Raw genomic sequence first — 21245 nt, 5'->3', positions numbered from 1 at the left:
TGATAAATATCCATTGCGAATGGTGATTTACAACAGCCTGTTTCAAAAGGCTTCCGACACCACCGCATCAACGCCAAAGGTCTGCGTCGCGAAGTCGAGAAAGCTACGGACTTTAGGTGTCAACCTGCGGTCAGGTGCGAAGAGCACATGCAAGGGCCGACTCGGCGGCGGGTAGTCGGGCAGCAACGCGATCAGTTCACCTTGCTGCAGCGACTTGCGCACAAGCTCCACGGGTTGAAGCAATATGCCCAATCCGGCCAGCGCGGCGCACAGAAGCGGCTCGCCGTGATCAGCCATCAACCGGCTGCCCACCGGAACAATGACCTTGCCTTCAGGCCCGTTAAACGTCCAATGGGTGCGCAGCTCAGTGTGTGAAAACCCCAGGCATTCATGGGCCTGAAGGTCCCACGGTGTTTCAATCGCAGGCTTGCCTTTCAAGTAGGACGGCGCGGCACACAGAATGAGCCTGTAGGGCGCCAACGGCCTTGCGACCAGGCCGCTGTCCGAGAGCTGCCCAACCCTGAACACCACATCGAAGCCTTCGTCTATCAGGTCGACGGCACGGTTGGCCAGGGTCAGTTCGACGCTGACCAAGGGGTTGGCCTGCATGAACTCAGGCAGCCTTGGCGCAAGCGACTGCATACCGAAACTCACGGGCGCATTGATCCTTAGCTTGCCGCTGGGCGAGGCCTGTATTTCGGCCGCCATATTTTCAGCAGTTTCTACTTCCGCCAGGATGAATTTGCAGCGTTCATAAAATTCACGCCCGAAGTCCGTGAGACTCTGGCGCCGGGTGGTGCGGTTTAACAAACGCACGCCTAGGTGCTGCTCCAAATGATGAACGTGCTTGCCGATCAATTGCGCAGACATTTGCAGTGCGTTGCCAGCAGCACTGAAAGACCCTATCTCCACGGCTTTGACAAACGCCGCCATGCTACTCAGACGATCCATTACCAATGATCCGTTTCGAATGTTCACGCATTCTGGGTATTTATCTCACGACTGTCCAAGCTCTATTGTCCTCTCACAGCACAATCGTTGTGCCAAGTGCGGGAACGTGAGTGAAGTCATCAACCGCAGGTTAACGACCAGGCATTTCGAGTCTCGGCGCGCTGAGGCCAGCCCTCAATAAGGCTCAATACTTGACTTGATTGCCTAGCGCCTTTTTTTAAACTGCATGGAATTGGACTGTGGGATACCCGCTGAAAAAACAATCGCTCTCCGCCCTGCTCGGCGAAGACTTTTACTTTCCCCATGAAATCATGGGTCAGGCGTTCCGCGTGTCGGACTTCGAAGACCTGACACTCAGCAGCTTCGTCACCAGCGACCAGGTCAACTTGGGGTACTGGGAAGCCGGTGCGGGTAGACCCCTGATCTTCATCCCCGGCTGGTCTGCAAACGGCGCGATGTACTTCCACGTCATGCATATCCTGAGCAAGCATTACCACGTGTACGTGCTGGACGTTCGCAACCAGGGCCTCTCCGAAAGGACCGCGCTCGGCAACCGGATCTCACGCTATGCCATGGATGTGAAAGAGTTTGCTGAGCACCTGGGCCTGTCCGAAGCCGATTACTGCGGCTGGTCAATGGGCGCATCCGTGATGTGGGCCTACATCGACCTGTTCGGCACACAAGGCATACGGACGCTGAGCATCATCGACCAGGCCCCCTCGATCTATTGCCATGCCGACTGGACAGAACAACAGCGACTGGAAGCAGGTGCTTTCACCACCTCGCCTGAACGCATGATCGCGTCCTACGTCAACATGACGCCCACCAACCAATTGATTTCGGGAAGCCGGGTGGTTGAGCGGGCCATGGCCCTGGACTCGCCCTACTTTCACAACGTCATAAGCCTGGCGCAGGCTGTTGTGAACGACGACATGGCGTTTACAGGGCTCGTGCTTTTCGATCACGCCACGAACGATTGGCGAGACGTCATTCAATTCAAAATTGATGTTCCAACGGCGATTTTCACAGGGGAATACAGCGACTGGCTGGACAGTCAGCGGTGGATGAGCTCGGTCATCAATGACGCGGTGCTGCATGTGTACAGCAAAGCCGAACAAGGCGACCATTTTCTGGCATTCAAGAATCCGGAAAAATTCGCTGCCGATCTGCAGGCCTTTCTGGACACTCCCTGAGTCAAGCCCGAGCCCCTCTCTCTACAAGCAGCGCGGTCGCCAGAAGAGTCCGCGACAACGCCTTGTACGCCAAGAATGCGACGCTCCATTTGCCCGGCTGAATGCTCCCCTTTCTCAGCCGGGATTTTTTGCGCCACACCGCCTCTACCGCTCCCACTGAGGGTGGCTAAATCGCTCAACCAGAAAGTTGATCAGCACCCGGACCTTGGTCGCCAAGTGCTTGCGGGTGGGATAGACCACGTAGATGCCCAGTTCGACCGACTGGTACTCAGGCAGGATCTCAACCAGGTCCCCCGCCCGCAAATCCTCGGCCACCATGAAGCTGGGCTGCAAGGCAATGCCGCCCCCTGCCAAGGCAATACTGCGACAGGTATCGCCATTGTTGCAGCGAACGATCGAGCGGGTGCGCACACTTTCGCTGCCGTCAGGGCCCTGGAATTGCCACTCATTGCCGCTGGCGAAGTTGGTGTAGGCAATCACTCCGTGCTCCGCCAGGTCCGCCAAGGTGCGCACTTGTGGGTGGCTCGCCAGATAGTCGGGTGACGCACACAGGCACATCCGCGTGCCCGCCAGACGGCGCCCTATCAGGGAAGAGCTTTCCATGCGGGCAATACGAACCGCGGCGTCGAAGCCCTCCTCCACAAGATCCACCAGGCGGTCGTTCAAGCTGATGTCCAACTCGACGTTGGGGTAGGCCTTCATGAAGTCGCCCCATAGCGGCGCCAAGTGCAGCACACCGAAACTGACCGGCGCATTCACCCTTAAAACACCACTGGGTTCCGGTGCAGTGGACGATACGGCCTCCTCGGCCTGATCCATGAGCGCCAGGACTTCACGCGCTTGGTGGTAAAACTGGCGCCCCTCCTCCGTCAATGAAAGGCGTCGGGTCGTGCGGTGCAGAAGCCGCGCACCGAGTCGTTCTTCAAGGCCGCTCACGTAGCGCGAGATGGCCGCCTTGGACATTCCAAGGGGCTCGGCCGCACCGACAAAACTGCCTTTATCGACCACGGTGCAGAAGACCTGCATCTCCAACGCTCTGTCCATCATTGTCTCGGCAAGTGGAACGGTTAGTCGCATTTGGCCTTATTTATCTCAATATCTCAACCTATAAACTGAGCCCATCGAAACGCACATCAACGCAAATGAGGTCGTTATGAAAATTACAGTAGTGGGTACCGGTAACATGGGTTCGGCGTTCGCAAAACAGCTGTCCAGTGCCGGGCACATCGTTCGCATCACTGGCCGTGAAATTGAAAAGGCCAAAGTGTTGGCCGCTCAGTTTGAAAATGCCAGCGCCTTTCCGGCAGCTGAAGCACTGGGTGACAGCGATGTCGTTGTCCTTGCCACGGCCTACGCAGACGCCGCCACAGCACTGCAAAGTCTGGGTGATCTGACCGGCAAAGTGGTCATCGATATCACCAACCCACTGAGCGCCGACTACATGTCGCTGACCATCGGTCACGTGACCAGCGCCAGCGAGGAAATCGCCAAAGCGGTGCCTCAAGCCCACGTCGTCAAGGCATTCAATACCCTGTTCGCTCAAGTGCTCGCCGACGGCCCGACATTCTCGGATAACCAGCGTGGCAGCGTGTTCGTCGCCAGTGACAGTGATCGTGCTAAGCAGACCGCAACGGCCCTGGCACAAAGCCTGGGTTGGAAGACGGTGAACGCAGGTGGACTGGTCAACGCCCGTTACTTGGAGCCGCTGGCAGGCCTGAACATCTATCTCGGCTATGGCGCCGGCCTAGGCACCTCCATCGCCCCTACCTGGCTTAACAAGTAATCACTTCGGAGCACTTCACCATGAACACTTCGTTCCCCCTGTTGTTTGTGTCTCATGGTGCTCCAATGTTTGCCATCGAGCCCGGTCTGGCTGGTCAGCGGCTGGCCGAGCTCGGTCGCGAACTGCCGCGACCAGATGCCATCGTCATCCTCTCTCCGCATTGGATGACGCGTGGTGAAGTCAACGTCACGGCGAGCACCGCCCCTGACACCATCCACGATTTTGGTGGGTTTCCCGACGCGCTGTACCAGTTGAGCTACCCGGCACCTGGGGCTCCGGCGCTGGCCGCCCAAATCGTGGGTTTGCTGCAGAATGCGGGATGGAAGTCCCGGCTTGACGACCGTCGAGGCCTGGACCACGGCGCCTGGGTGCCACTGCTGTATCTGGCCCCTGAGGCAGACATACCTGTCGTTCAGGTATCGATGCCTGCCGGCCTCGATACCCACCACGCCTGGAAATTGGGCCAAGCCCTCAAGCCACTGCGGGATATGAATGTGCTGATCGTGGCTTCCGGAAGCCTGACCCACAACTTGTATGAGTTTCGGGGGGCGGCCACCCACGGTGCCGACTACGTGAAAGCGTTTGCAGCCTGGACAGCCCAAACCCTGCAGGCGGGCAATACCGATTTCTTGCTGGACTATAAGCAGCACGCACCTTCGGCCGAACGTGCCCACCCGACGGATGAGCATTTTTTACCGCTGCTCATCGCCCTCGGCGCGGCCGGTGAACACTACGAGACTCGAGTTCTGGAGGGCGGCGTGAGCTACGGGGTACTGGCGATGGACAGCTATCTATTTTCCTCAAACAACCCTGTTGGATTCGACTCAATTCAACCTAGCCAAGGCGTTACAGATCATGCGTGACACCTCTTTTTCCGAAGCCGCTCGCGAGCCGCAAACGGGCCTGTTTTTCCGCAAGGGTTGCAGTACATCGGCGCCTAAGGGCCGGCTGCTTCTGCTGCATGGCGTCGGTTCAAATGAAGCGAATCTCGCGTCATTGGCCGCGTCCCTGCCCGAGGAGCTGGAAGTCATTCTGCTCCGCGGCCCGCTGCAGGTTGGCCCACAAGGCTTCGCCTGGTACCAGGTGAACTTCACCAGCAACGGCCCTTCATTCAATCAAGAACAGGCAGAGGCCGCCCGGCAACTGTTGCACCACTTCATCGAAGCGCTGCCCACGCTACCTACCGTGATCGCCGGCTTCAGCCAGGGCGGCATCATGAGCGCGAGCCTCGGGGTCACCGAGCCCGAGCTGGTTGCCGGATTTGCAATATTGAGCGGCCGGATGCTGCGCGAACTTGATCCTCGGATTGCTTCGGCCGATCGACTCAAGTCCATCAACGCTTTCATCGCCCATGGTCACCAGGACAACGTACTACCAATGGCTTGGGCGAAAGAAGCGGACGAATGGCTGAGTCGAATCGGCGTCGCCCACGAAACGCATTTCTACGACATGGCCCACGAGATCGTCGCTGAAGAACTGGCGGACTTCTCGCAATGGCTGACCAACACGCTGTCACTCTCCAAGTAAACAAAAAGGAACTGCACCATGATCGACACACGTACCGCACCATACGCTGCCTTCGTTATGCGCCTGGCACTGGGCATTATGTTTATTGCCCACGGCCTGACCAAAGTCTTTGTCTTCACCCCGGCAGGCACTGCGGGCTTCTTTGAGTCCATCGGCTTCCCGGGCTTCCTGGCCTACCCGGTCATGGCCTTTGAAGTGATCGGCGGTTTGATGCTGGTGCTGGGAGTTTATTCGCGCTGGGTAGCCGCTCTGGCAGTGGTTCAGCTGTTCGTGGCCGCGACCGTCCACTTCGGCAATGGCTGGAGCTTCACCAACGCCAATGGCGGCTGGGAATACCCGATTTACCTGAGCGTCACCGCACTGGTCGTAGCCTTACTGGGCGACGGCGTCTTTGCGGCAAAGGCCTCCAACAAAGCGTAAGTCACAGCGGATTCAAAACCTGCCGACGCTGCGGAAATCTCCGGAGCATCGGCAGTTTTCGCTCGGGTCAACCATACCGCCTCACGTCAGACGCGATGTCATAAAGCTTACAAAGGCCTTTATCTTGGGTAACGGATGACGACTCGATGGCCAGAGAATGCTGAAGGTACGGTGGTCGCGAACGTAGCGATCCAATACAGGCACCAATCGTCCGTCTGCAATGGCGTCCTCGACAAAAAAGTCAGGGAGGCACGCTATACCTTGTCCCGCCTCAGCCATTGCCAACAACGGTTCAATCGCGTTGGCGGTAGCCGACTGTCCCAGTTCAACACTGTCCTGTCCCTTTTTTGACACCAGAGGCCAAGGGTCGAGTTTACCGCTGGTGGGATATCGGTAACGCAGGCATGAATGGCTGGACAGTTCCGATGGCCGTGATGGAACACCCCGGCTTGAAAGATAGTGTGGAGACGCGACCAGACGATGACTGTAGCCGTTGAGCTTGCGCATCATCAGGCGCGAGTCTTCAACCTCACCGATACGCATCACGGCATCAAAACCCTCCTCGATCACGTTAACCAACCGATCACTGAACTCCAGTTCCAACTCCACTTCGGGATACGCCTGCTGAAACGCAATCAAGTGAGGCATCAACCTCATGCCCAGTTGTGGCAAACCGAGGCGCAACTTCCCCTGGGGCTTGCCAGCAGCCTGGGTGAGCTCTCGTTTGGCAACCTCGTACTCCGCGAAAATTCGATGGCAGCGTTCCAGAAACAGGCTGCCCTCGGACGTCAGGGTAATGGCGCGCGTGGATCGGTGAAACAGCCGTACACCAAGCTCTTCCTCCAGCCGCGCAACCGCCTTACCAATGGCCGATGAAGACACGCCGGTTCTGCGCCCAGCCTCGGTAAAGCTACGCGTTTGCGCGGCATGCACGAACGCGCTGAGCGCTCCAAAATGATCCATGACCACCCCTGTCTATTTGAGCGTTTTATTCGCAAATGTTCGGAACTTCATCCTGTTTTTCTTTTGCATCATACAACCTATAGTCACCGCCATTGTGACTTCACCCCGCTATATCGCACTACGAAGTCACCGTCATCTGACTACACGAGAGCCCTCGAATGACTTCGATGCCTTCCACCTACGAACTTGCACCTGAGCTCAAACAACACCTCGGCTACGCGCGCGTTTTCCAACCCGGCCATTTGACCTTCGGCTTTATCGCGCCGCTGGAAAGCTATCCCAATAGCCCAGGCCCAACCCTGCAGGATCACGCGCAGATGGCTCACAAGGTCGATGAGGCCGGCTTTTCCGCCATCTGGCTACGGGACGTGCCCTTTTACGACCCGAACTTCGGTGACGTGGGGCAAATCCTTGATCCGCTGGTCTATGCCGGCTTCCTCGCTGCCGTGACCAAGCAGATTGCCATCGGCACCGCCGGCATCGTCCTGCCCTTGCGCGATCCGTTGATCGTTGCCAAGCAGGCAGCGAGCATCGATCAGTTGCTTGGGGGACGTTTTATCCTTGGGCTGGCCACCGGTGATCGGCCGGTGGAATACCCCGCCTTCGGGCTCGACTTCGACAACCGTGCCGAGCGGTTCCGTGACGCGCTGGCAATCATTCGCGCCACGACGGAAACACACTGGGCCGTGCACCCGTCGCGGTTTTATGGCCAGTTGAATGGAGAGATCGACCTAGTTCCCAAACCGGTAGGCTCACGCATGCCGACCATTATCGTTGGCCAGGCCGGCCAGTCGCTGGAGTGGATTGGAGAAAATACGGACGGCATTCTTTCCTACATATCCAATCCGGCGCTGATCCCGCAAATCATAGAGCGTTGGCGCGCCGCCTGTGGCGCCAACGTTTACAAGGCATATGGCTACGGCACCCTGTTTGACCTGGATCGTGATCCAAACCATCCCGTCCAAGCGGGCCGCGTGCTGCGTGCTGGGCGAAATGCGCTGATTGAACATTGGAAACGCCAACAGGATCAGGGTGTCGGTCACGTTGCCCTGCACTTCAAACCTCAGCGACGCCACGCCTCGGAAGTCATCGACGAACTGGGCGAATACCTCTTGCCGCACTTCCCAAGTGCTTCCTTACCCGTCGAACCATCGCCAGCGCAGGCCCACTCATGAATCGTCCTCTGCATCATATGGATTTCATTTTTCAGACGACCCTGGGGACCTATCCCTTGGCAGCGCAGTGCGAGATGCTCGCCGAACTCGGCTACCAGGGGCTGACGATGTCCGCCTGGAGCAAAGACCTGAAGTCGATCGCCCAGGTTAAACCCACCTGGGGCCTGGACGTGGGCGCGGTCTACCTGATCTATCGCAAGGGCCTGGAATCGTTTGTGACCAACATTTTCGAGACCATCGAGGGCTGCACCACAATCGAACTGGCCTTGCATTCCGGCGACGAAGTCACGAACTTTGACCGCCGAATGCTCGAGCGCCTGCTGCCGATCTGCGAGCGCCGTGGCCTGGAGATCAGCCTGTACCCGCACGCCCGCTACGGCATGCAGACGACCACAGAGGCGGTGGCCCTATGCAGAGAGTTCAACCATCCGCGCCTTAACATCGTGTTCAACGGTTATCACTGGTACGCGACGGAAGAGCATGCATTAGAGCAGCGTCTTGACGCGATGTGGCCTTGGCTCAAACAGGTAAATATTGCCGGCACTCGGCGCTCCCCGCTCGGATGGGGCGGACTGGCAACAATCGAACCGCTCGATGAAGGTGAAATGGACAACTTTGCGCTGTTGGGCGCCCTCGAACGGCGCGGCTTTGACGGACGATTTGGCGTGCTCGGCTGGGAAAGCATGGGCGGTGACGTATACGGCAACCTGCGCCGCTCGGTCACTGCGTTCCGTTCCATAGAGCAACGGTTGGCCGCCCACCCTGAATGGGCTGTCCTGACCGACTCGCCTCACTGAGCCAGGAGATAAACCATGGCTCATCGCATCCATGCACTCGATTCCTTTTTCTACTCGTCGATGGGCGTATACGCCTTTCAAACACAGTGCGAAATGTTGGCTGAACTCGGTTACGACGGCATGACTGTCGCCGCCTGGGGTGGCACACCACTGACCGACCTCTCGCTGCTGCCGGGCGTACCGAAACAACATGGCCTGCGGATTGAAGGGCTATACCTAGTGCTGCATGAGGGACGCAACGACACGCTGATCCGGCGCATCGTCGAAACGGTCGAGGGCGTAGAGCTGATCGAACTGGCTGTGCAGACCTCCGTCAATGGCAACCACGCGATCATGCGTTTCATCGAATCGCTGTTGCCGATTGCCGAACGACGCGGATTACGGATTGCGCTGTATCCACATCTACACCATGTCACCCAGACCACCGCGCAGGTGGTGCAGATTTGCGAGCACTTTGCTCACCCTCGCCTGGGGGCCTCGTTCAATGGCTATCACTGGTACGCGAGCCAGGAAGGCGAGCTTGAACAGCGCCTCGCTGCGATGAAACCCTGGCTCATGCAAGTGGTGACTTCTGGCAGCGCACTTTCGCAACTCGGCTGGGGCGGCGCGGCCACCATGGAGCCGGTCGACCGCGGAGAGCTCGACAATTTTGCTTTGATCGCAGCGCTGAACCGCGTCGGTTACACGGGCAGTATTGGCGTACTTGGCTGGGATTATGGTGGTGATATCTACCTCAAACTCCAGCGATGCCTGGCAACGCTTCGCGATATCGATCGACGCCTGGAACGTTATCCGCACTGGTCGGACTTCCCATTGAAGTAACGCATCGCTGCCTCACGAACCTAATTTGAAAAATGGAGCCTGTGATGACAGCCCTCTCTGTACTTGACCTCATGATGATCGGCGAAGAAAAAACCTTCGTCCACACGCTAGAAGACGCAGTCTCTCTGGCGCGACACGTGGAAGCTCACGGCTACAAGCGCTACTGGATCGCCGAGCACCACGACCTGCCAGGGATCGCGTCTTCGGCTACAACCCTGCTCATTCAGCATCTGGCTGCGGCAACGAGCACCCTGCGAGTGGGCTCTGGCGGCATCATGATCCCCAACCACTCTCCTCTGTTGGTGGCGGAGCAGTTCGGGACATTGGACACCTTGTTTCCAGGCCGCATCGATTTAGGTATTGGCAGAGCACCTGGATCCGCCGGGCCCGCTATCCGCGCCATACGCGGCGATGCCTCCGAGCGAGACTTCACGCAAGACATCCAACAATTGACCGACTATCTAGCGGACGATGGAAATCAGCCGGTTCGCGCGATCCCTGGAAAACATGACGTTCCACTATGGCTATTGGGTTCGAGCATGAACAGTGCTGATCTCGCCGCGAAACTGGGGCTGCCCTATGCATTCGCTTCACATTTCGCACCTCGATTTTTGATGGAAGCCATTACGCATTACCGCGCCACATTCCGGCCGTCAGCAGTGCTGGAGAGTCCTTATGTCATCGCAGGCGCGAATGTTTTCGCTGCCCCGACTCGAGCCGAAGCCGACTACCTGGCGAGCTCACACCGTCAGTGGGTCAGCAACTTGTACACGGGCAAAGCAGGCGCTCTGCCGCGTCCGGAAGAGGGCTTTATGGAACGGCTGTCCAACTATGATCGGCAGAATTTGGCTGAAGCCATGTCGTGCACTGCAATTGGCAACAAAGACGATGTAGGACGTTGGCTGCGCCAGTTCATCGCGACCACGGAGGTGGACGAGGTGATAATCGATGCGAGGATTTACGACCCTGACGCACGCCGCCGCTCCTATCAACTCGCCGCCGAATCCATTTCCGACCTGCTCGACTGATACCAAGGGGAACGGTGTTGCTGCGGTCCCTCTATCGCTGACCTCAACACGAGGCCAGCGAAGGCTATGAACCCGAGGTATCCGATATGCTCGATACAGATCAAAAATCGACGTCCACCTCGCCCCACTTCGACGCAACCATGCGCGCGATTGCACACCCAGTGAGACGAAAAATCCTCGAGTGGCTCAAGGCGCCGACTCTGCATTTCCCCCGCAACCATGCGGTTTTGAGTTCGGGGTGAGCGTTGGCCAGATCACACAACGTTGCGGCCTGTCCCAATCGACAGTCTCCCAACACTTGGCGGTGCTCAAAGGGGTGGCATTGGTCGATGTACACAAAACCGGCCCTTTTCATTTCTTGAAGCGTAACGAGGCGGCTATTCAGCACCTCACTGGCTGCCTGAGTGATTTGCTGGAAAACAGACGCTTACCCGCCATCCACGAGGCGGAGTAGAAAGGCAGGGCAAAACAACGCCCTTTCACCATCGGTTATTCATTAGAAACAAATTGATGGAAGTCCCCAAACAGAATGGTCGTGTTTGTTTCTTCGGCATACGAATATACTCCCCACCAGTACTTTAAATACTCCCACCCAGTACCGATGTACTATGGCCGCCACGCCTATAACTGGAGTCGTTCGATGCCACATTCGCCCGCTGAAAAAAACGTGTATTGGGAAGAGTCAATCGGGTCAGGGGCCAGCTGGACGCGCTGCAGACTGCGCTTGAGCAGGGCGCCGAGTGCGGCCCTGTATTGCAGCAGATTGCTGCACTGCGCGGCGCAGTAAATGGCTTGATGGCCGGCGTTCTTGAAAGCCATCTCAGGGAGGAATTTTCAAATTTAACCGACACGTCCGAGACGCAGCGTTCCTCAATCGACGAAGTGGTTTCGTTGGTGCGTACCTACCTCAAGTAACTACCGGTACACCTACCGATCCCGACGATTTGCCTCGGTCAGACAAGCACTACTACTTGGAGAACGACCTTTATGAAATCCCGTGCTGCAGTTGCATTTGAACCAGGCAAGCCGCTTCAAATCGTCGAGATCGATGTTGCACCGCCACGCGCAGGCGAGGTACTGATCAAGATCACCGACACCGGCGTGTGCCATACCGACGCGTTCACGTTATCGGGTGATGATCCTGAGGGTCTGTTCCCCGTGGTCTTGGGCCATGAAGGCGCCGGCATAGTGGTGGAAGTGGGTGAGGGGGTCACAAGCCTCAAGCCCGGTGACCATGTCATCCCCCTCTACACCGCTGAGTGCGGCGAATGCCTGTTTTGCAAATCCGGCAAGACCAATCTTTGCGTCGCTGTCCGTGAAACCCAGGGCAAAGGTGTGATGCCAGACGGCACCACCCGCTTTTCCTACAACGGCCAGCCGCTCTACCACTATATGGGGTGCTCAACGTTCAGCGAGTACACCGTGGTGGCTGAAGTCTCCGTCGCGAAGATCAATCCAGACGCAAATCACGAACATGTGTGCTTGCTCGGCTGTGGCGTCACCACCGGGATCGGCGCAGTGCATAACACCGCCAAGGTACAACCAGGGGACACCGTTGCGGTGTTCGGGCTCGGCGGTATCGGGCTTGCGGTGATTCAAGGCGCGCGCCAGGCCAAGGCAGGACGCATCATTGCCGTGGATACCAACCCTGGAAAATTCGAACTCGCCAAGTCTTTTGGTGCCACTGATTGCATCAACCCGAAAGATCATGAAAAGCCAATTCAGCAGGTGATCATCGACGCGACAGGCTGGGGCGTCGACCACTCGTTCGAGTGTATCGGTAACGTGAACGTCATGCGTGCAGCGCTGGAAAGTGCACACCGTGGTTGGGGACAGTCGATCGTCATTGGCGTGGCTGGGGCGGGTCAGGAAATTTCTACACGCCCTTTCCAACTCGTAACGGGTCGTACCTGGAAAGGCTCCGCCTTCGGTGGTGTAAAAGGCCGTACCCAACTGCCGAAGATGGTTGAGGACGCGATGAAGGGCGAGATTAAGCTGGCGCCTTTTGTGACGCACACCATGCCACTGGAACGCATCAATGAAGCGTTCGACCTGATGCATGCAGGCAAGTCGATCCGTACCGTCATCAAGTACTGAAGCTTGGCCCAGGGGTGCAAGCCCCTGGCGTCAGTCCGAGTTCCCTACCGATCTGGAGATACACAGTGAGCGACATAAAACTTCATCCATCACTGGATAACGGTCTATCCCCTGCTACCTCGAACTTCACCGGCGGGACACTGCAGTGCCTGTGTACCGCCAATAAGGTCGAGGTCACGATCTCAACTCAGACTTTGCACAACCACGCCTGTGGCTGCAGCAAATGCTGGAAACCGGCAGGTGCGACATTCGCTGTTATTGCGGTCGTCCCACGGGGAAAAGTCAGCGTCACCGCGCACGCGGATAAACTCGCCATTGTGGACGAGCACGCGACCATTCAGCGCCATGCTTGCACCGAGTGCGGCGCGCATTTGTACGGGCGTATCGAGAACAAGGATCACGCGTTCTACGGGTTGGACTTCGTACACACTGAGCTTTCATCCCAAGCCGGATGGTCTGCTCCAGGGTTCGCTGCTTTCGTTTCATCGATAATCGAAACAGGGACGCCACCTCAAGAGATGAAGGCAATCCGTGCACGTCTTCGTTCAATCGGCCTTGAACCCTATGACTGCCTGTCCCCTGATTTGATGGATGTGCTGGCTACGCAAGTCGCCAAGTTGAGGGGCGTAGTTCAGCCCAAATAATACTGATAACTGTCAGGCCTCACCTCAGCACCAGGCGCCGTCAATCATTTGAACGATTGACGGCGCCTGACCGATTGAGCGCTATTGGCTCCCGATTAACCGGTTCCCAATCAATACACTAGTGCAGAGATTTTTTCTTTTTAAACGCATGCAACAGTGCGTCAGCCGCCACGATCGCGTCATACACCAAGTCAGGCGTCACCGTAAAAGGCATGTTGTGAATCGTGTCGTTTTTGTCGCATGCCAGTTCGGCGACCTTTCTCCACTCCGCTTCCTTAAAGCTTTTGAGCCCTAAATCCTCAAGCGTCAACGGGAGACCGACGGCGATCGCAATATCAACAACCTCTTCAATCTCCTCCATCGGTGCGGCCTCCATCACTAATTGAGTGAACAAGCCGAAAACCACCTTTTCACCATGCTGTGCTCCGTGTAGATCATGCACTATGGTCATTCCGTTATGGATCGCATGCGCCGCAGCACAACCACCCGATTCAGCTCCGACAGCTGACATGTAAATGGTGGCTTCAATGGCGTTCTCCAATGCAGCAGTGATGACTTTCTTCTCCACCGCAAAAGCCGCCTGCGCTGAATACTTCTTGATGGTTGCATAGCACGTTTGGGCAATAGCAAAACCGATCAACGTAGGCTTGAGCATTTTTCCGTCATTGCCCAGGATCAGGTTGTCGCGTTGCGCAGCAAAGCACGCTCTCGCCTCAAAATAAGTTGCCAGACCATCACCCACACCGGCCGCAAAAAATCTGGGAGGTTGTTCCGCCAAAATGCGCGTATCCGCTAAAACAACGTCCGGATTCTTTGATAAAAACAGGTAGCGATTAAACGTATCGTCGTCATTGTAAATCACTGAAATCGCGGTACAGGGCGCATCCGTCGAAGCCAATGTGGGCAGAATCAATACTGGCTTTTCCAGGAAATGTGCGGCTGCCTTGGCGGTATCCAATGTTTTTCCGCCACCAATACCGACAATATAGTCAGCCTCACGCGCGGCTTGGACATGCTTGTTGATTTCGCTGTCGGAGCACTGCCCACCGAACACGGCCAACTCAGCACGTTGTTCATGCTTGAATCCTGGCATCGCTTTTTCATGAACCCGGCCCACAATAAATTGATCGCAGATCAAATAGGCATTGGCCCCATAGGCTTTACCATGCATCGATAAATCAACCAGCGCATCAGCCTGAACCAGAAACTTGGCCGGCGATGCAATGCCTTTAGTAATAGTCATCTCAATCCCTCACGTCGCATGCGCGAAAACGCTCAACACCCATAAACTTGAACGCTCTCCAGCGCTGATGACAAATCAGTTAAATACCATCCCGCCATCAATAATGACCGCCTGACCTGTCATGTAGTCAGAGTCAGGACCGGACAAGAACGAAACGCAGGCTGCCACATCCTCGGGCTGGGAAAGTCGCTTCAAGGTGATGTGCTGGGCAAATTGTTCCATCCCCCATTCAATGCTTTGGTTGGCGTTGTCCGCCACGTCCTGGGCAACCTTGCGCATCATGGGAGTGTTCACAATGCCCGGGCAATATGCGTTCACCGTAATACCGAGATGGGCCAACTCACGGGCCGCTGTTTGCGTAATGCCCCGCACTGCGAACTTGGTCCCCCCATAAACAGCCAGGTCGGGATTGCCGATATGCCCCGCCTGCGACGAAGCACTGATGATTTTGCCGCCGTGGCCTAACGCCTTGAACGCGTTTACTGCCGCCTGTATGCCCCAGAGAACACCACCCACGTTGATATCGAACGTTCTCCGGTAGATCTCTGGCGTAATCGCTTCAATGGGAGCAATAGGCGCGATACCCGCATTATTAATGACCACATGTAGATCACCCAAGCCATCCACCGCTGCCTGCACGGCGTTGAAAACATCCTCGCGATCGGCCACATCAACCTTTATGGCCAGAGCTTTACCGCCCGTTTTCTTGATGCTTTCAGCCACCTGTGTGGCTGTTTCAAGATTCATATCGGCGCAGGCTACGGCGAAACCATCTGCCGCCAGGCGCAACGCAATGGCCTCTCCGATCCCTTGACCGGCACCGGTTACAAAAGCAACTTTTCCCAAGGACTTACTCATTGTGGTGTTCCTTCTTATTCGTGATGGGGAATTCAAGACTGTTCACACACCTACCAGGATCAAAAGCTCGCCTGGAGCTTCACACCCGCGACCCAGGCATTGTCCACCTCGTATACTCCGCCTGGATTGCGCACGTACTGCACGTTCGGGCGCACGGTCAGCCAGTTGGTCACGTGTACGCCGTAATTGAGTTCGATGTTGTATTCACTGTGCTGCACGGGCACGTACTGCGGGTCGTCATAGTCGCTGATGCCCGTGCTTTCATTGATCAGGCGCTGACGCGTGGTTACGTCGTCGTTGACCTTCAGGCGTGCGATGCCCAAGCCGATGTCATCCTTGGGCCGGGCATCAAACGGGCCTTTGTAGACTGCCCCTATGTTCTGGAAGCTCTCGATGCCGCTGGTGGCCTTGTCGTGCACGGTCAGGCTGGCAAACACGCTCAGGCCACGGGATGCATCGCCGTTGTGGGCAGTGAGCTGCTGTTGGCCAATGATCCACGCGCCATGTTTGCTGCTGCGTGATTTTGGCGCCTGGCCGGTCAACACCTGCGGGTTGCCGTTGACGTCGTCGTACAGGTCGTTGGCGCTGGCACTGCTGTGGTAGTAACCCAGGCGGTATTCACCCGGTAACGCTTCTCTGCCCACTGTTGGCTTCCAGATAACCTCCACCGGAACCAACGCACCTTTGGTACCACTGCCACTGAGCTTGAAGCCATTGCCGGTGCTGAGGTTCGATGGGTTCTGCTCATATACCCCGACCTGCACCGCCCACTGTTCATCGAGGTTATAGCGCACGCGCACGCCCCATTGGCTCACAGGCCCGCTGTACCAGACATCACCGGCGACGTTGCCGATGGGTGCGCTGCAAAACGACAGGCTCTGGAAGTCACACGGGAAGCTGGCGAAGTCTTCGTTGACGCCCACGCGGCCGAGCTTGAGATCGAGGGCACTGTCGAAGAATTTCTGGCGGTACCACATCTGGGTCAGGCGCCAGGTTTGCCCCCTGCCCCACACCTCCTGCACCGAGCTGAGCTGCGGGGCGCGCGGATCGGAGATGCGCTCGTTGGAGAGGTTGTTGCCATTGCGCTCCGTCACCAGCAATTGGAACTCGGCGTCGTCCCAGCCCAGCAGCTTCTGCAGGTCCAGGTGTGTGCCGAGCGCCCACTGCGCGGTATAGCGTGCGGTACGATCATGGTTGTAGCCACCGTGGACATTGGTGGCTGCTTCGCCGACGTAACCGACGATCACATCAACGCCCTGCTCCAGCAGTTCGCTGCGTACCCCTCCCCAATCACCCATTCCCCGTTGCGATGAAGGGTCAGCGGCGGACGCAGGTACGGCGATGCACGACAGGAGCCCAAGCCCCAGCGGCAGTTTCCAAGCGATGTTCATGTCGATTTTCCTATTGTTTTTATGTTTTACGACACAGCGTTAACCGGACCGCAGGGCAATGCCCTGACGGCCATGAAGCAAGCGATCAATTGAAAAGTGGACAGTGATGGATCAGCTCAGATGCCGGCCAGACACAGGTATTTGATCTCGAGGTAATCCTCAAGCCCGTACTTGGACCCTTCACGGCCGACACCCGACGCCTTGACCCCACCAAACGGCGCGGCCTCGGAACTGATGATGCCGGTGTTGACTCCGACGATGCCGTACTCCAGAGCCTCCCCGACTCGAAACACGCGACTCAGATTGGCGGTATAGAAATACGCCGCCAGCCCGAACTCGGTGTCGTTGGCTTTGGCGATGACTTCGGCGTCATCAAAGAAGCGGAACACCGGCGCCAAGGGGCCGAAGGTTTCTTCCTTGGCGACCCGGGCGTTGTCAGGCACGTCCACCAGAATGGTGGGTTCGAAGAAGTTCTCACCCTGGGCATGCGCGCCACCCCCTGAACAACCTTGGCGCCCTTGGCCAGCGCATCCTCGATATGCTCGCGCACCTTGGCAACGGCCTTACCGTCGATCAGCGGCCCGAGGGTGACGCCGTCGGTAAAGCCATCGCCCACCTTCAGGGCACCGACCGCCGAAGCCAGTTTGTCGACGAACGCGTCGTACACCTTGTCGTGCACGTAAAGCCGGTTGGCGCACACGCAAGTCTGCCCGGCGTTACGGAATTTTGAGGCCAGCGGCCGTCCACGGCGGCATCGAGATCGGCATCCTCGAAGACGATAAACGGCGCATTGCCACCCAGTTCCAGGGAGACCTTTTTGATGTCTTGGGCGCATTTCTCCATGATCTGACGCCCGATCTCGGTGGACCCGGTAAAGGAAATCTTGCGCACTACCGGGTTGCTGGTCAGCTCTTCGGCAATCTCCGCCGCTACGCCCGTGACCACCGACAACACGCCCTTGGGAATGCCCGCCTGCTCAGCCAAATAGACCAATGCCAGTGCCGAGAACGGCGTCTGCGAGGCCGGTTTAATTACCATGGTGCAGCCAGCGGCCAAGGCCGGGCCGGCTTTGCGGGTGATCATTGCACTGGGGAAGTTCCAGGGCGTAATAGCGGCACAAACACCCACCGGTTGTTTGATCACCAACAGGCGCTTGTCGGTCGCGCCGGGGATCAGATCCCCGTAGACACGCTTGGCCTCCTCCGCGTACCACTCGATGTACGACGCACCAAAGACAATTTCGCCCAATGCCTCAGGCAAAGGCTTGCCCTGCTCCAGCGTCATGATGTGGGCCAGGTCGTGCTGGTTGTCGATGATCAGCTCGTACCAGCGGCGCAGCGCATTGGCCCGGACCTTGGCAGAAAGCTCACGCCAGGCGGGCAACGCACGCTCGGAGGCTTCGATTGCACGGCGTGTTTCTGCCTTACCCATGCGCGGGACCTGGCCGATGGTCGTCCCGGTCGACGGGTTGACCACGGTGATCGTGGCTTCGTTGTCGGCAGCCAGCCACTCACCGTCGATAAACGCTTGATGACGCATCAGTTGGGGGTTGTTCAACTTCATTGCAGGTTCTCCGTTACGCGGCGCGACTTCGCCCCATCAACACTCACGGCCTTGAATTTGAAGCCCCGGTAGTCGTCGTTCCTGACGGCTGCCAGCTGTTCGCTGAACGCGCCCAAGCCACCCATGTAGAAATAAACCCTGTTGCTCTTGCCGGGGATATTGGCGCCGAAGATCCACGAGTCGGTCTTGGCGAACAGCGTCTGGTCGGCAATGTCCTGGCAGGTCTTGCCCCATTCCTGTTCGCTTTGCGCAGACGGTTCCACGCACGCCAGCTCGTTCTGCTCCATAAAGCCGATCAGCTCCGACACCCACTCCACTTCGGTTTCAATGGTCGGTGGAAGATTGGTAAACGGACCATTGGGCCCCAGGATCATGAACATATTGGGGAACTTGGCAGTGGCCACCGACAGGTAGCTCGACGGCCCGTCAGCCCAGTGATCCTTCATCGAGACGTTGTCGCGCCCGCGGATATCAATGCGCTTGTAGTTACCGTCCACGGCATCGAAACCGGTGGCGAACACCAACACATCCAGCTCGTGCTCTACACCGTCTGCCGTGCGAATGCCCTTGGCGGTGATCGCTTCAATCGGGTTAGCCTTGACGTCCACCAGCGACACATTGGTGCGGTTGAACGTGGCGTAGTAGCCGCTGTCGCACAGCGGTCGCTTGGCGTAGAGATCAGTTGGCATCAACTTGCGCGCCGTTTCCGGGTCCTTGACCAGCTCGGTGATTTTCTCGCGGACGAAGTTCTGGGCCTCAATGTTGGCATCTTCGCTGGTGGCGATATCGTTGAAGGTCTGGAACATGTAGCGGAAACCGCCACCACCGTCCCAAGCACGCTGGAAGATGGCTTTGCGTTCGGCAGCGTCCACGCTCATGGTGGGGATGTCGCTCTCCGGGAAGCCGAACGCTAGCCGCGAGGAACGCACTTCCTTCCAGATGGCATCATAGTTGCGCTTGATGTCGTCGACGTATTCGCGACTGACCGGGCCATTACCCACTGGCACGGTGTACTGCGCGGAACGCTGGAACACCGTGAGGTGGCCGACCGTTGGCGCGATCGCAGTGATGACCTGGCAACCGGTCGAGCCGGTGCCGATGACGCCCACCCGCTTGCCCTCCAGCACAGCATCGGCAGGCCAGTTGGCCGTGTGGTACATATGCCCCTTGAATTGGTCCAGGCCGTTGATCTTCGGCACGTTCGTCGCAGACAGCAGGCCCAGCGCAGTCACCAGGTACTTGGCGCTGTATTGGTGACCGTCGTCAGCAGTGACCAACCAGCGGCTACTCTGCTCGTCGAACACCGCGGCGGTGATACCGGTTTCCAGCTGGATATCACGGCGCAGGTCATGCCGATCTACCGCATGGTTCAGGTAAGATAGAATCTGTGGCTGGGTCAGGTAGCGCGTGGTGATATCCCACTCCTGGCACAACTCGCGATCCCAAGAGAAGCAATAGACGAACGATTCACTGTCGGATAACGCGCCGGGGTAGCGGTTCCAGAACCAGGTGCCGCCAATACCGCCGGCCTTATCGAAGGCACGCACCTTCAAACCCAGTTCATCGCGCAACTTCTTGAGCATGTAAATGCCACCGAAGCCTGCGCCGATCACAATGGCGTCGTAGTGGATGATGTCGGTGCCAACAGAACGTTTGGCCAGAACTGTAGTTGTCATTGTGTTCTCCTATTTCGATCAGTTCGCTCGCCGACTTGAACAAAGTGACAGGCAAGCCGTATCCGTTTCCCTGAGCCGGGCGCCCAGGAAAAGTCATCGTCAATGTGTGCGTAGCGGGCCAAGACCGGCCCGTGGGTTTAACTAAAGCGAGAAGCCGCCGTCGACGGCGATAGCCTGGCCGGTGACATGGGGTGCGCAGGCCAGGTAAACCGCCAGTTGGCCCATGTCTTCCACGGTTTGCGCCTCCCCTTGAGGCAGCAGGCTGGACTGATGCCGTTCCCAGGATTGCACTTCGGACTCGTCAGGCTGGGCCCAACGGGCGGAAAGCCCTTCATCACCGCGCCACATGCCGGTGCCAACTACACCCGGGCAGAGGGCATTGACGGTGATACCTTCGCGGGCAACTTCCTTGGCGAAGGCATTGGTAAAACCGATCACCGCGAACTTGGAGGCGCTGTAGTGAGAGAGATCTGGGAAGCCGACTTTGCCGGCAATTGAAGCCAGGTTGATGATGCGGCCGAAGTTATGCTCGCGCATCAGCTTGAGCTCAGCCTGACAGCACAGGAATACACCGCGCGCGTTGATATTCATGATGCGGTCCCACTCGCTGACAGCCAGTTCGTCAACCCGGCCGAGGCTTACCACGCCAGCATTGTTGACGGCCACATCAAGACGGCCAAATTGCTCCCTGACCTGCTCGATCAGGCTGACGACGCTCTCGGGTTTGCTGACGTCAACGTGCAGGGCCACGGCCCTGCGACCCAAGGCCCGTACGAGGGCGGCAGCCTCTTCGGCGATACCCAAGTCATAATCAGCGAGCACCAGGTCTGCACCTGCCTGGGCCAGGCTCAGCGCAATGCCCTGACCAATCCCACGGCCCGCACCCGTCACCAGGGCGACCTTGCCATTCAGGGAGAAATTCACAGCGTTGAATTCGCTCATGTAGTGCCTCTGTCATTATTGTTGTTGAGATACGACCGTTCGACGCGGCCTGCTGAGACTGACAGAGCAAGTCGAATGCCAACACCGAAATAAATGGCTGTAAAGCCCGACATAGACGATTCGAGAGAACAATCGCAGTCCACGACACCACCGCCACAGCAAGACATAACCG

General features: G+C 57.6%; 20 protein-coding genes and 2 pseudogenes. 13 read left to right on the top strand and 9 right to left on the bottom strand.

Annotation, left to right across the window (positions count from 1 at the left end; all coding sequences use genetic code 11):
* Positions 1 to 42: 42 nt before the first annotated feature.
* Positions 43 to 951 carry a LysR family transcriptional regulator gene (locus tag RHM58_RS20360; RefSeq protein ID WP_322267993.1) on the bottom strand — a complete coding sequence of 303 codons (909 nt, stop codon included), beginning with the start codon at positions 949 to 951 and terminating at the stop codon, positions 43 to 45.
* Between the two features lie 239 nt (positions 952 to 1190).
* Between RHM58_RS20360 and RHM58_RS20355 the strand changes: the two genes are divergently transcribed.
* Positions 1191 to 2144 carry an alpha/beta fold hydrolase gene (locus tag RHM58_RS20355; RefSeq protein WP_322267992.1) on the top strand — a complete coding sequence of 318 codons (954 nt, stop codon included), beginning with the start codon at positions 1191 to 1193 and terminating at the stop codon, positions 2142 to 2144.
* A 144-nt stretch (positions 2145 to 2288) separates the two neighbouring features.
* Here RHM58_RS20355 and RHM58_RS20350 read toward each other — a convergent pair whose 3' ends face one another.
* On the bottom strand, positions 2289 to 3188 hold the full coding sequence (locus tag RHM58_RS20350) for a LysR family transcriptional regulator (RefSeq protein ID WP_322267991.1): 900 nt from the start codon (positions 3186 to 3188) through the stop codon (positions 2289 to 2291).
* A gap of 109 nt (positions 3189 to 3297) precedes the next feature.
* Between RHM58_RS20350 and RHM58_RS20345 the strand changes: the two genes are divergently transcribed.
* The 4 genes from RHM58_RS20345 to RHM58_RS20330 are packed head-to-tail and all read left to right on the top strand — an operon-like array spanning position 3298 to position 5874.
* Positions 3298 to 3927 (top strand): NADPH-dependent F420 reductase, encoded by a 630-nt coding sequence (locus tag RHM58_RS20345; protein WP_322267990.1) that lies wholly within the window; start codon positions 3298 to 3300, stop codon positions 3925 to 3927.
* Between the two features lie 20 nt (positions 3928 to 3947).
* Complete coding sequence (locus tag RHM58_RS20340; RefSeq protein ID WP_322267989.1) at positions 3948 to 4790, top strand: DODA-type extradiol aromatic ring-opening family dioxygenase; 843 nt, start codon at positions 3948 to 3950, stop codon at positions 4788 to 4790.
* Entirely contained in the window at positions 4783 to 5454 is a 672-nt protein-coding gene (locus RHM58_RS20335; RefSeq protein WP_322267988.1) for an alpha/beta hydrolase, read from the top strand. The genes RHM58_RS20340 and RHM58_RS20335 overlap by 8 nt, the downstream gene beginning before the upstream one ends.
* Before the next feature lie 18 nt (positions 5455 to 5472).
* The gene (locus RHM58_RS20330; RefSeq protein WP_134101522.1) at positions 5473 to 5874 is read left to right on the top strand and encodes a DoxX family protein; all 402 of its coding nucleotides are present in this window, start codon (positions 5473 to 5475) and stop codon (positions 5872 to 5874) included.
* 81 nt (positions 5875 to 5955) lie between these two features.
* On the opposite strand, the gene RHM58_RS20325 is transcribed toward RHM58_RS20330, so the two are convergent.
* A complete protein-coding gene (locus RHM58_RS20325; protein ID WP_277588297.1) occupies positions 5956 to 6837 on the bottom strand; it encodes a LysR family transcriptional regulator in 882 nt (293 codons plus the stop codon).
* A 158-nt stretch (positions 6838 to 6995) separates the two neighbouring features.
* Between RHM58_RS20325 and RHM58_RS20320 the strand changes: the two genes are divergently transcribed.
* The 8 genes and pseudogenes from RHM58_RS20320 to gfa all read left to right on the top strand — a co-directional run bounded on the left by RHM58_RS20320 (position 6996) and on the right by gfa (position 13400).
* Complete coding sequence (locus RHM58_RS20320; protein ID WP_322267987.1) at positions 6996 to 8012, top strand: LLM class oxidoreductase; 1017 nt, start codon at positions 6996 to 6998, stop codon at positions 8010 to 8012.
* Positions 8009 to 8809: a sugar phosphate isomerase/epimerase family protein gene (locus RHM58_RS20315; protein WP_322267986.1), complete on the top strand. Its 801-nt coding sequence runs from the start codon at positions 8009 to 8011 to the stop codon at positions 8807 to 8809. The genes RHM58_RS20320 and RHM58_RS20315 overlap by 4 nt, the downstream gene beginning before the upstream one ends.
* A gap of 15 nt (positions 8810 to 8824) precedes the next feature.
* The gene (locus RHM58_RS20310; RefSeq protein ID WP_322267984.1) at positions 8825 to 9631 is read left to right on the top strand and encodes a sugar phosphate isomerase/epimerase family protein; all 807 of its coding nucleotides are present in this window, start codon (positions 8825 to 8827) and stop codon (positions 9629 to 9631) included.
* 44 nt (positions 9632 to 9675) lie between these two features.
* A complete protein-coding gene (locus RHM58_RS20305) occupies positions 9676 to 10659 on the top strand; it encodes an LLM class flavin-dependent oxidoreductase (RefSeq protein WP_322267983.1) in 984 nt (327 codons plus the stop codon).
* Positions 10660 to 10745: 86 nt separating this feature from the next.
* Positions 10746 to 11113: pseudogene (locus RHM58_RS20300) on the top strand (ArsR/SmtB family transcription factor).
* A gap of 218 nt (positions 11114 to 11331) precedes the next feature.
* Entirely contained in the window at positions 11332 to 11574 is a 243-nt protein-coding gene (locus RHM58_RS20295; RefSeq protein WP_201021279.1) for a metal-sensing transcriptional repressor, read from the top strand.
* A 72-nt stretch (positions 11575 to 11646) separates the two neighbouring features.
* Positions 11647 to 12756: an S-(hydroxymethyl)glutathione dehydrogenase/class III alcohol dehydrogenase gene (locus RHM58_RS20290; RefSeq protein ID WP_322267980.1), complete on the top strand. Its 1110-nt coding sequence runs from the start codon at positions 11647 to 11649 to the stop codon at positions 12754 to 12756.
* Between the two features lie 65 nt (positions 12757 to 12821).
* Positions 12822 to 13400, top strand: a complete 579-nt coding sequence (gene gfa, locus RHM58_RS20285) for an S-(hydroxymethyl)glutathione synthase (RefSeq protein ID WP_322267979.1) — start codon at positions 12822 to 12824, stop codon at positions 13398 to 13400.
* Between the two features lie 118 nt (positions 13401 to 13518).
* On the opposite strand, the gene RHM58_RS20280 is transcribed toward gfa, so the two are convergent.
* From RHM58_RS20280 to RHM58_RS20255, 6 genes and pseudogenes are all read right to left on the bottom strand, one after another.
* Entirely contained in the window at positions 13519 to 14643 is a 1125-nt protein-coding gene (locus RHM58_RS20280; RefSeq protein ID WP_201021282.1) for a glycerol dehydrogenase, read from the bottom strand.
* 75 nt (positions 14644 to 14718) lie between these two features.
* Positions 14719 to 15501: a (S)-acetoin forming diacetyl reductase gene (locus RHM58_RS20275; protein WP_322267978.1), complete on the bottom strand. Its 783-nt coding sequence runs from the start codon at positions 15499 to 15501 to the stop codon at positions 14719 to 14721.
* Between the two features lie 59 nt (positions 15502 to 15560).
* Entirely contained in the window at positions 15561 to 16892 is a 1332-nt protein-coding gene (locus RHM58_RS20270) for a carbohydrate porin (RefSeq protein ID WP_322267977.1), read from the bottom strand.
* A 116-nt stretch (positions 16893 to 17008) separates the two neighbouring features.
* Positions 17009 to 18455: pseudogene (gabD, locus tag RHM58_RS20265) on the bottom strand (NADP-dependent succinate-semialdehyde dehydrogenase).
* On the bottom strand, positions 18452 to 20131 hold the full coding sequence (locus tag RHM58_RS20260) for a flavin-containing monooxygenase (protein ID WP_322267976.1): 1680 nt from the start codon (positions 20129 to 20131) through the stop codon (positions 18452 to 18454). Before RHM58_RS20260 ends, gabD begins: the two are co-directional and overlap by 4 nt.
* A 141-nt stretch (positions 20132 to 20272) precedes the next feature.
* Entirely contained in the window at positions 20273 to 21073 is an 801-nt protein-coding gene (locus tag RHM58_RS20255) for an SDR family NAD(P)-dependent oxidoreductase (protein WP_322267975.1), read from the bottom strand.
* Positions 21074 to 21245 lie beyond the last annotated feature (172 nt).

It is taken from the genome of Pseudomonas sp. 10S4 (genome assembly GCF_034344865.1).
In the GTDB taxonomy this organism is placed as follows: Bacteria; Pseudomonadota; Gammaproteobacteria; order Pseudomonadales; family Pseudomonadaceae; genus Aquipseudomonas.
This window is presented reverse-complemented; position numbering and strand designations above follow the sequence as displayed.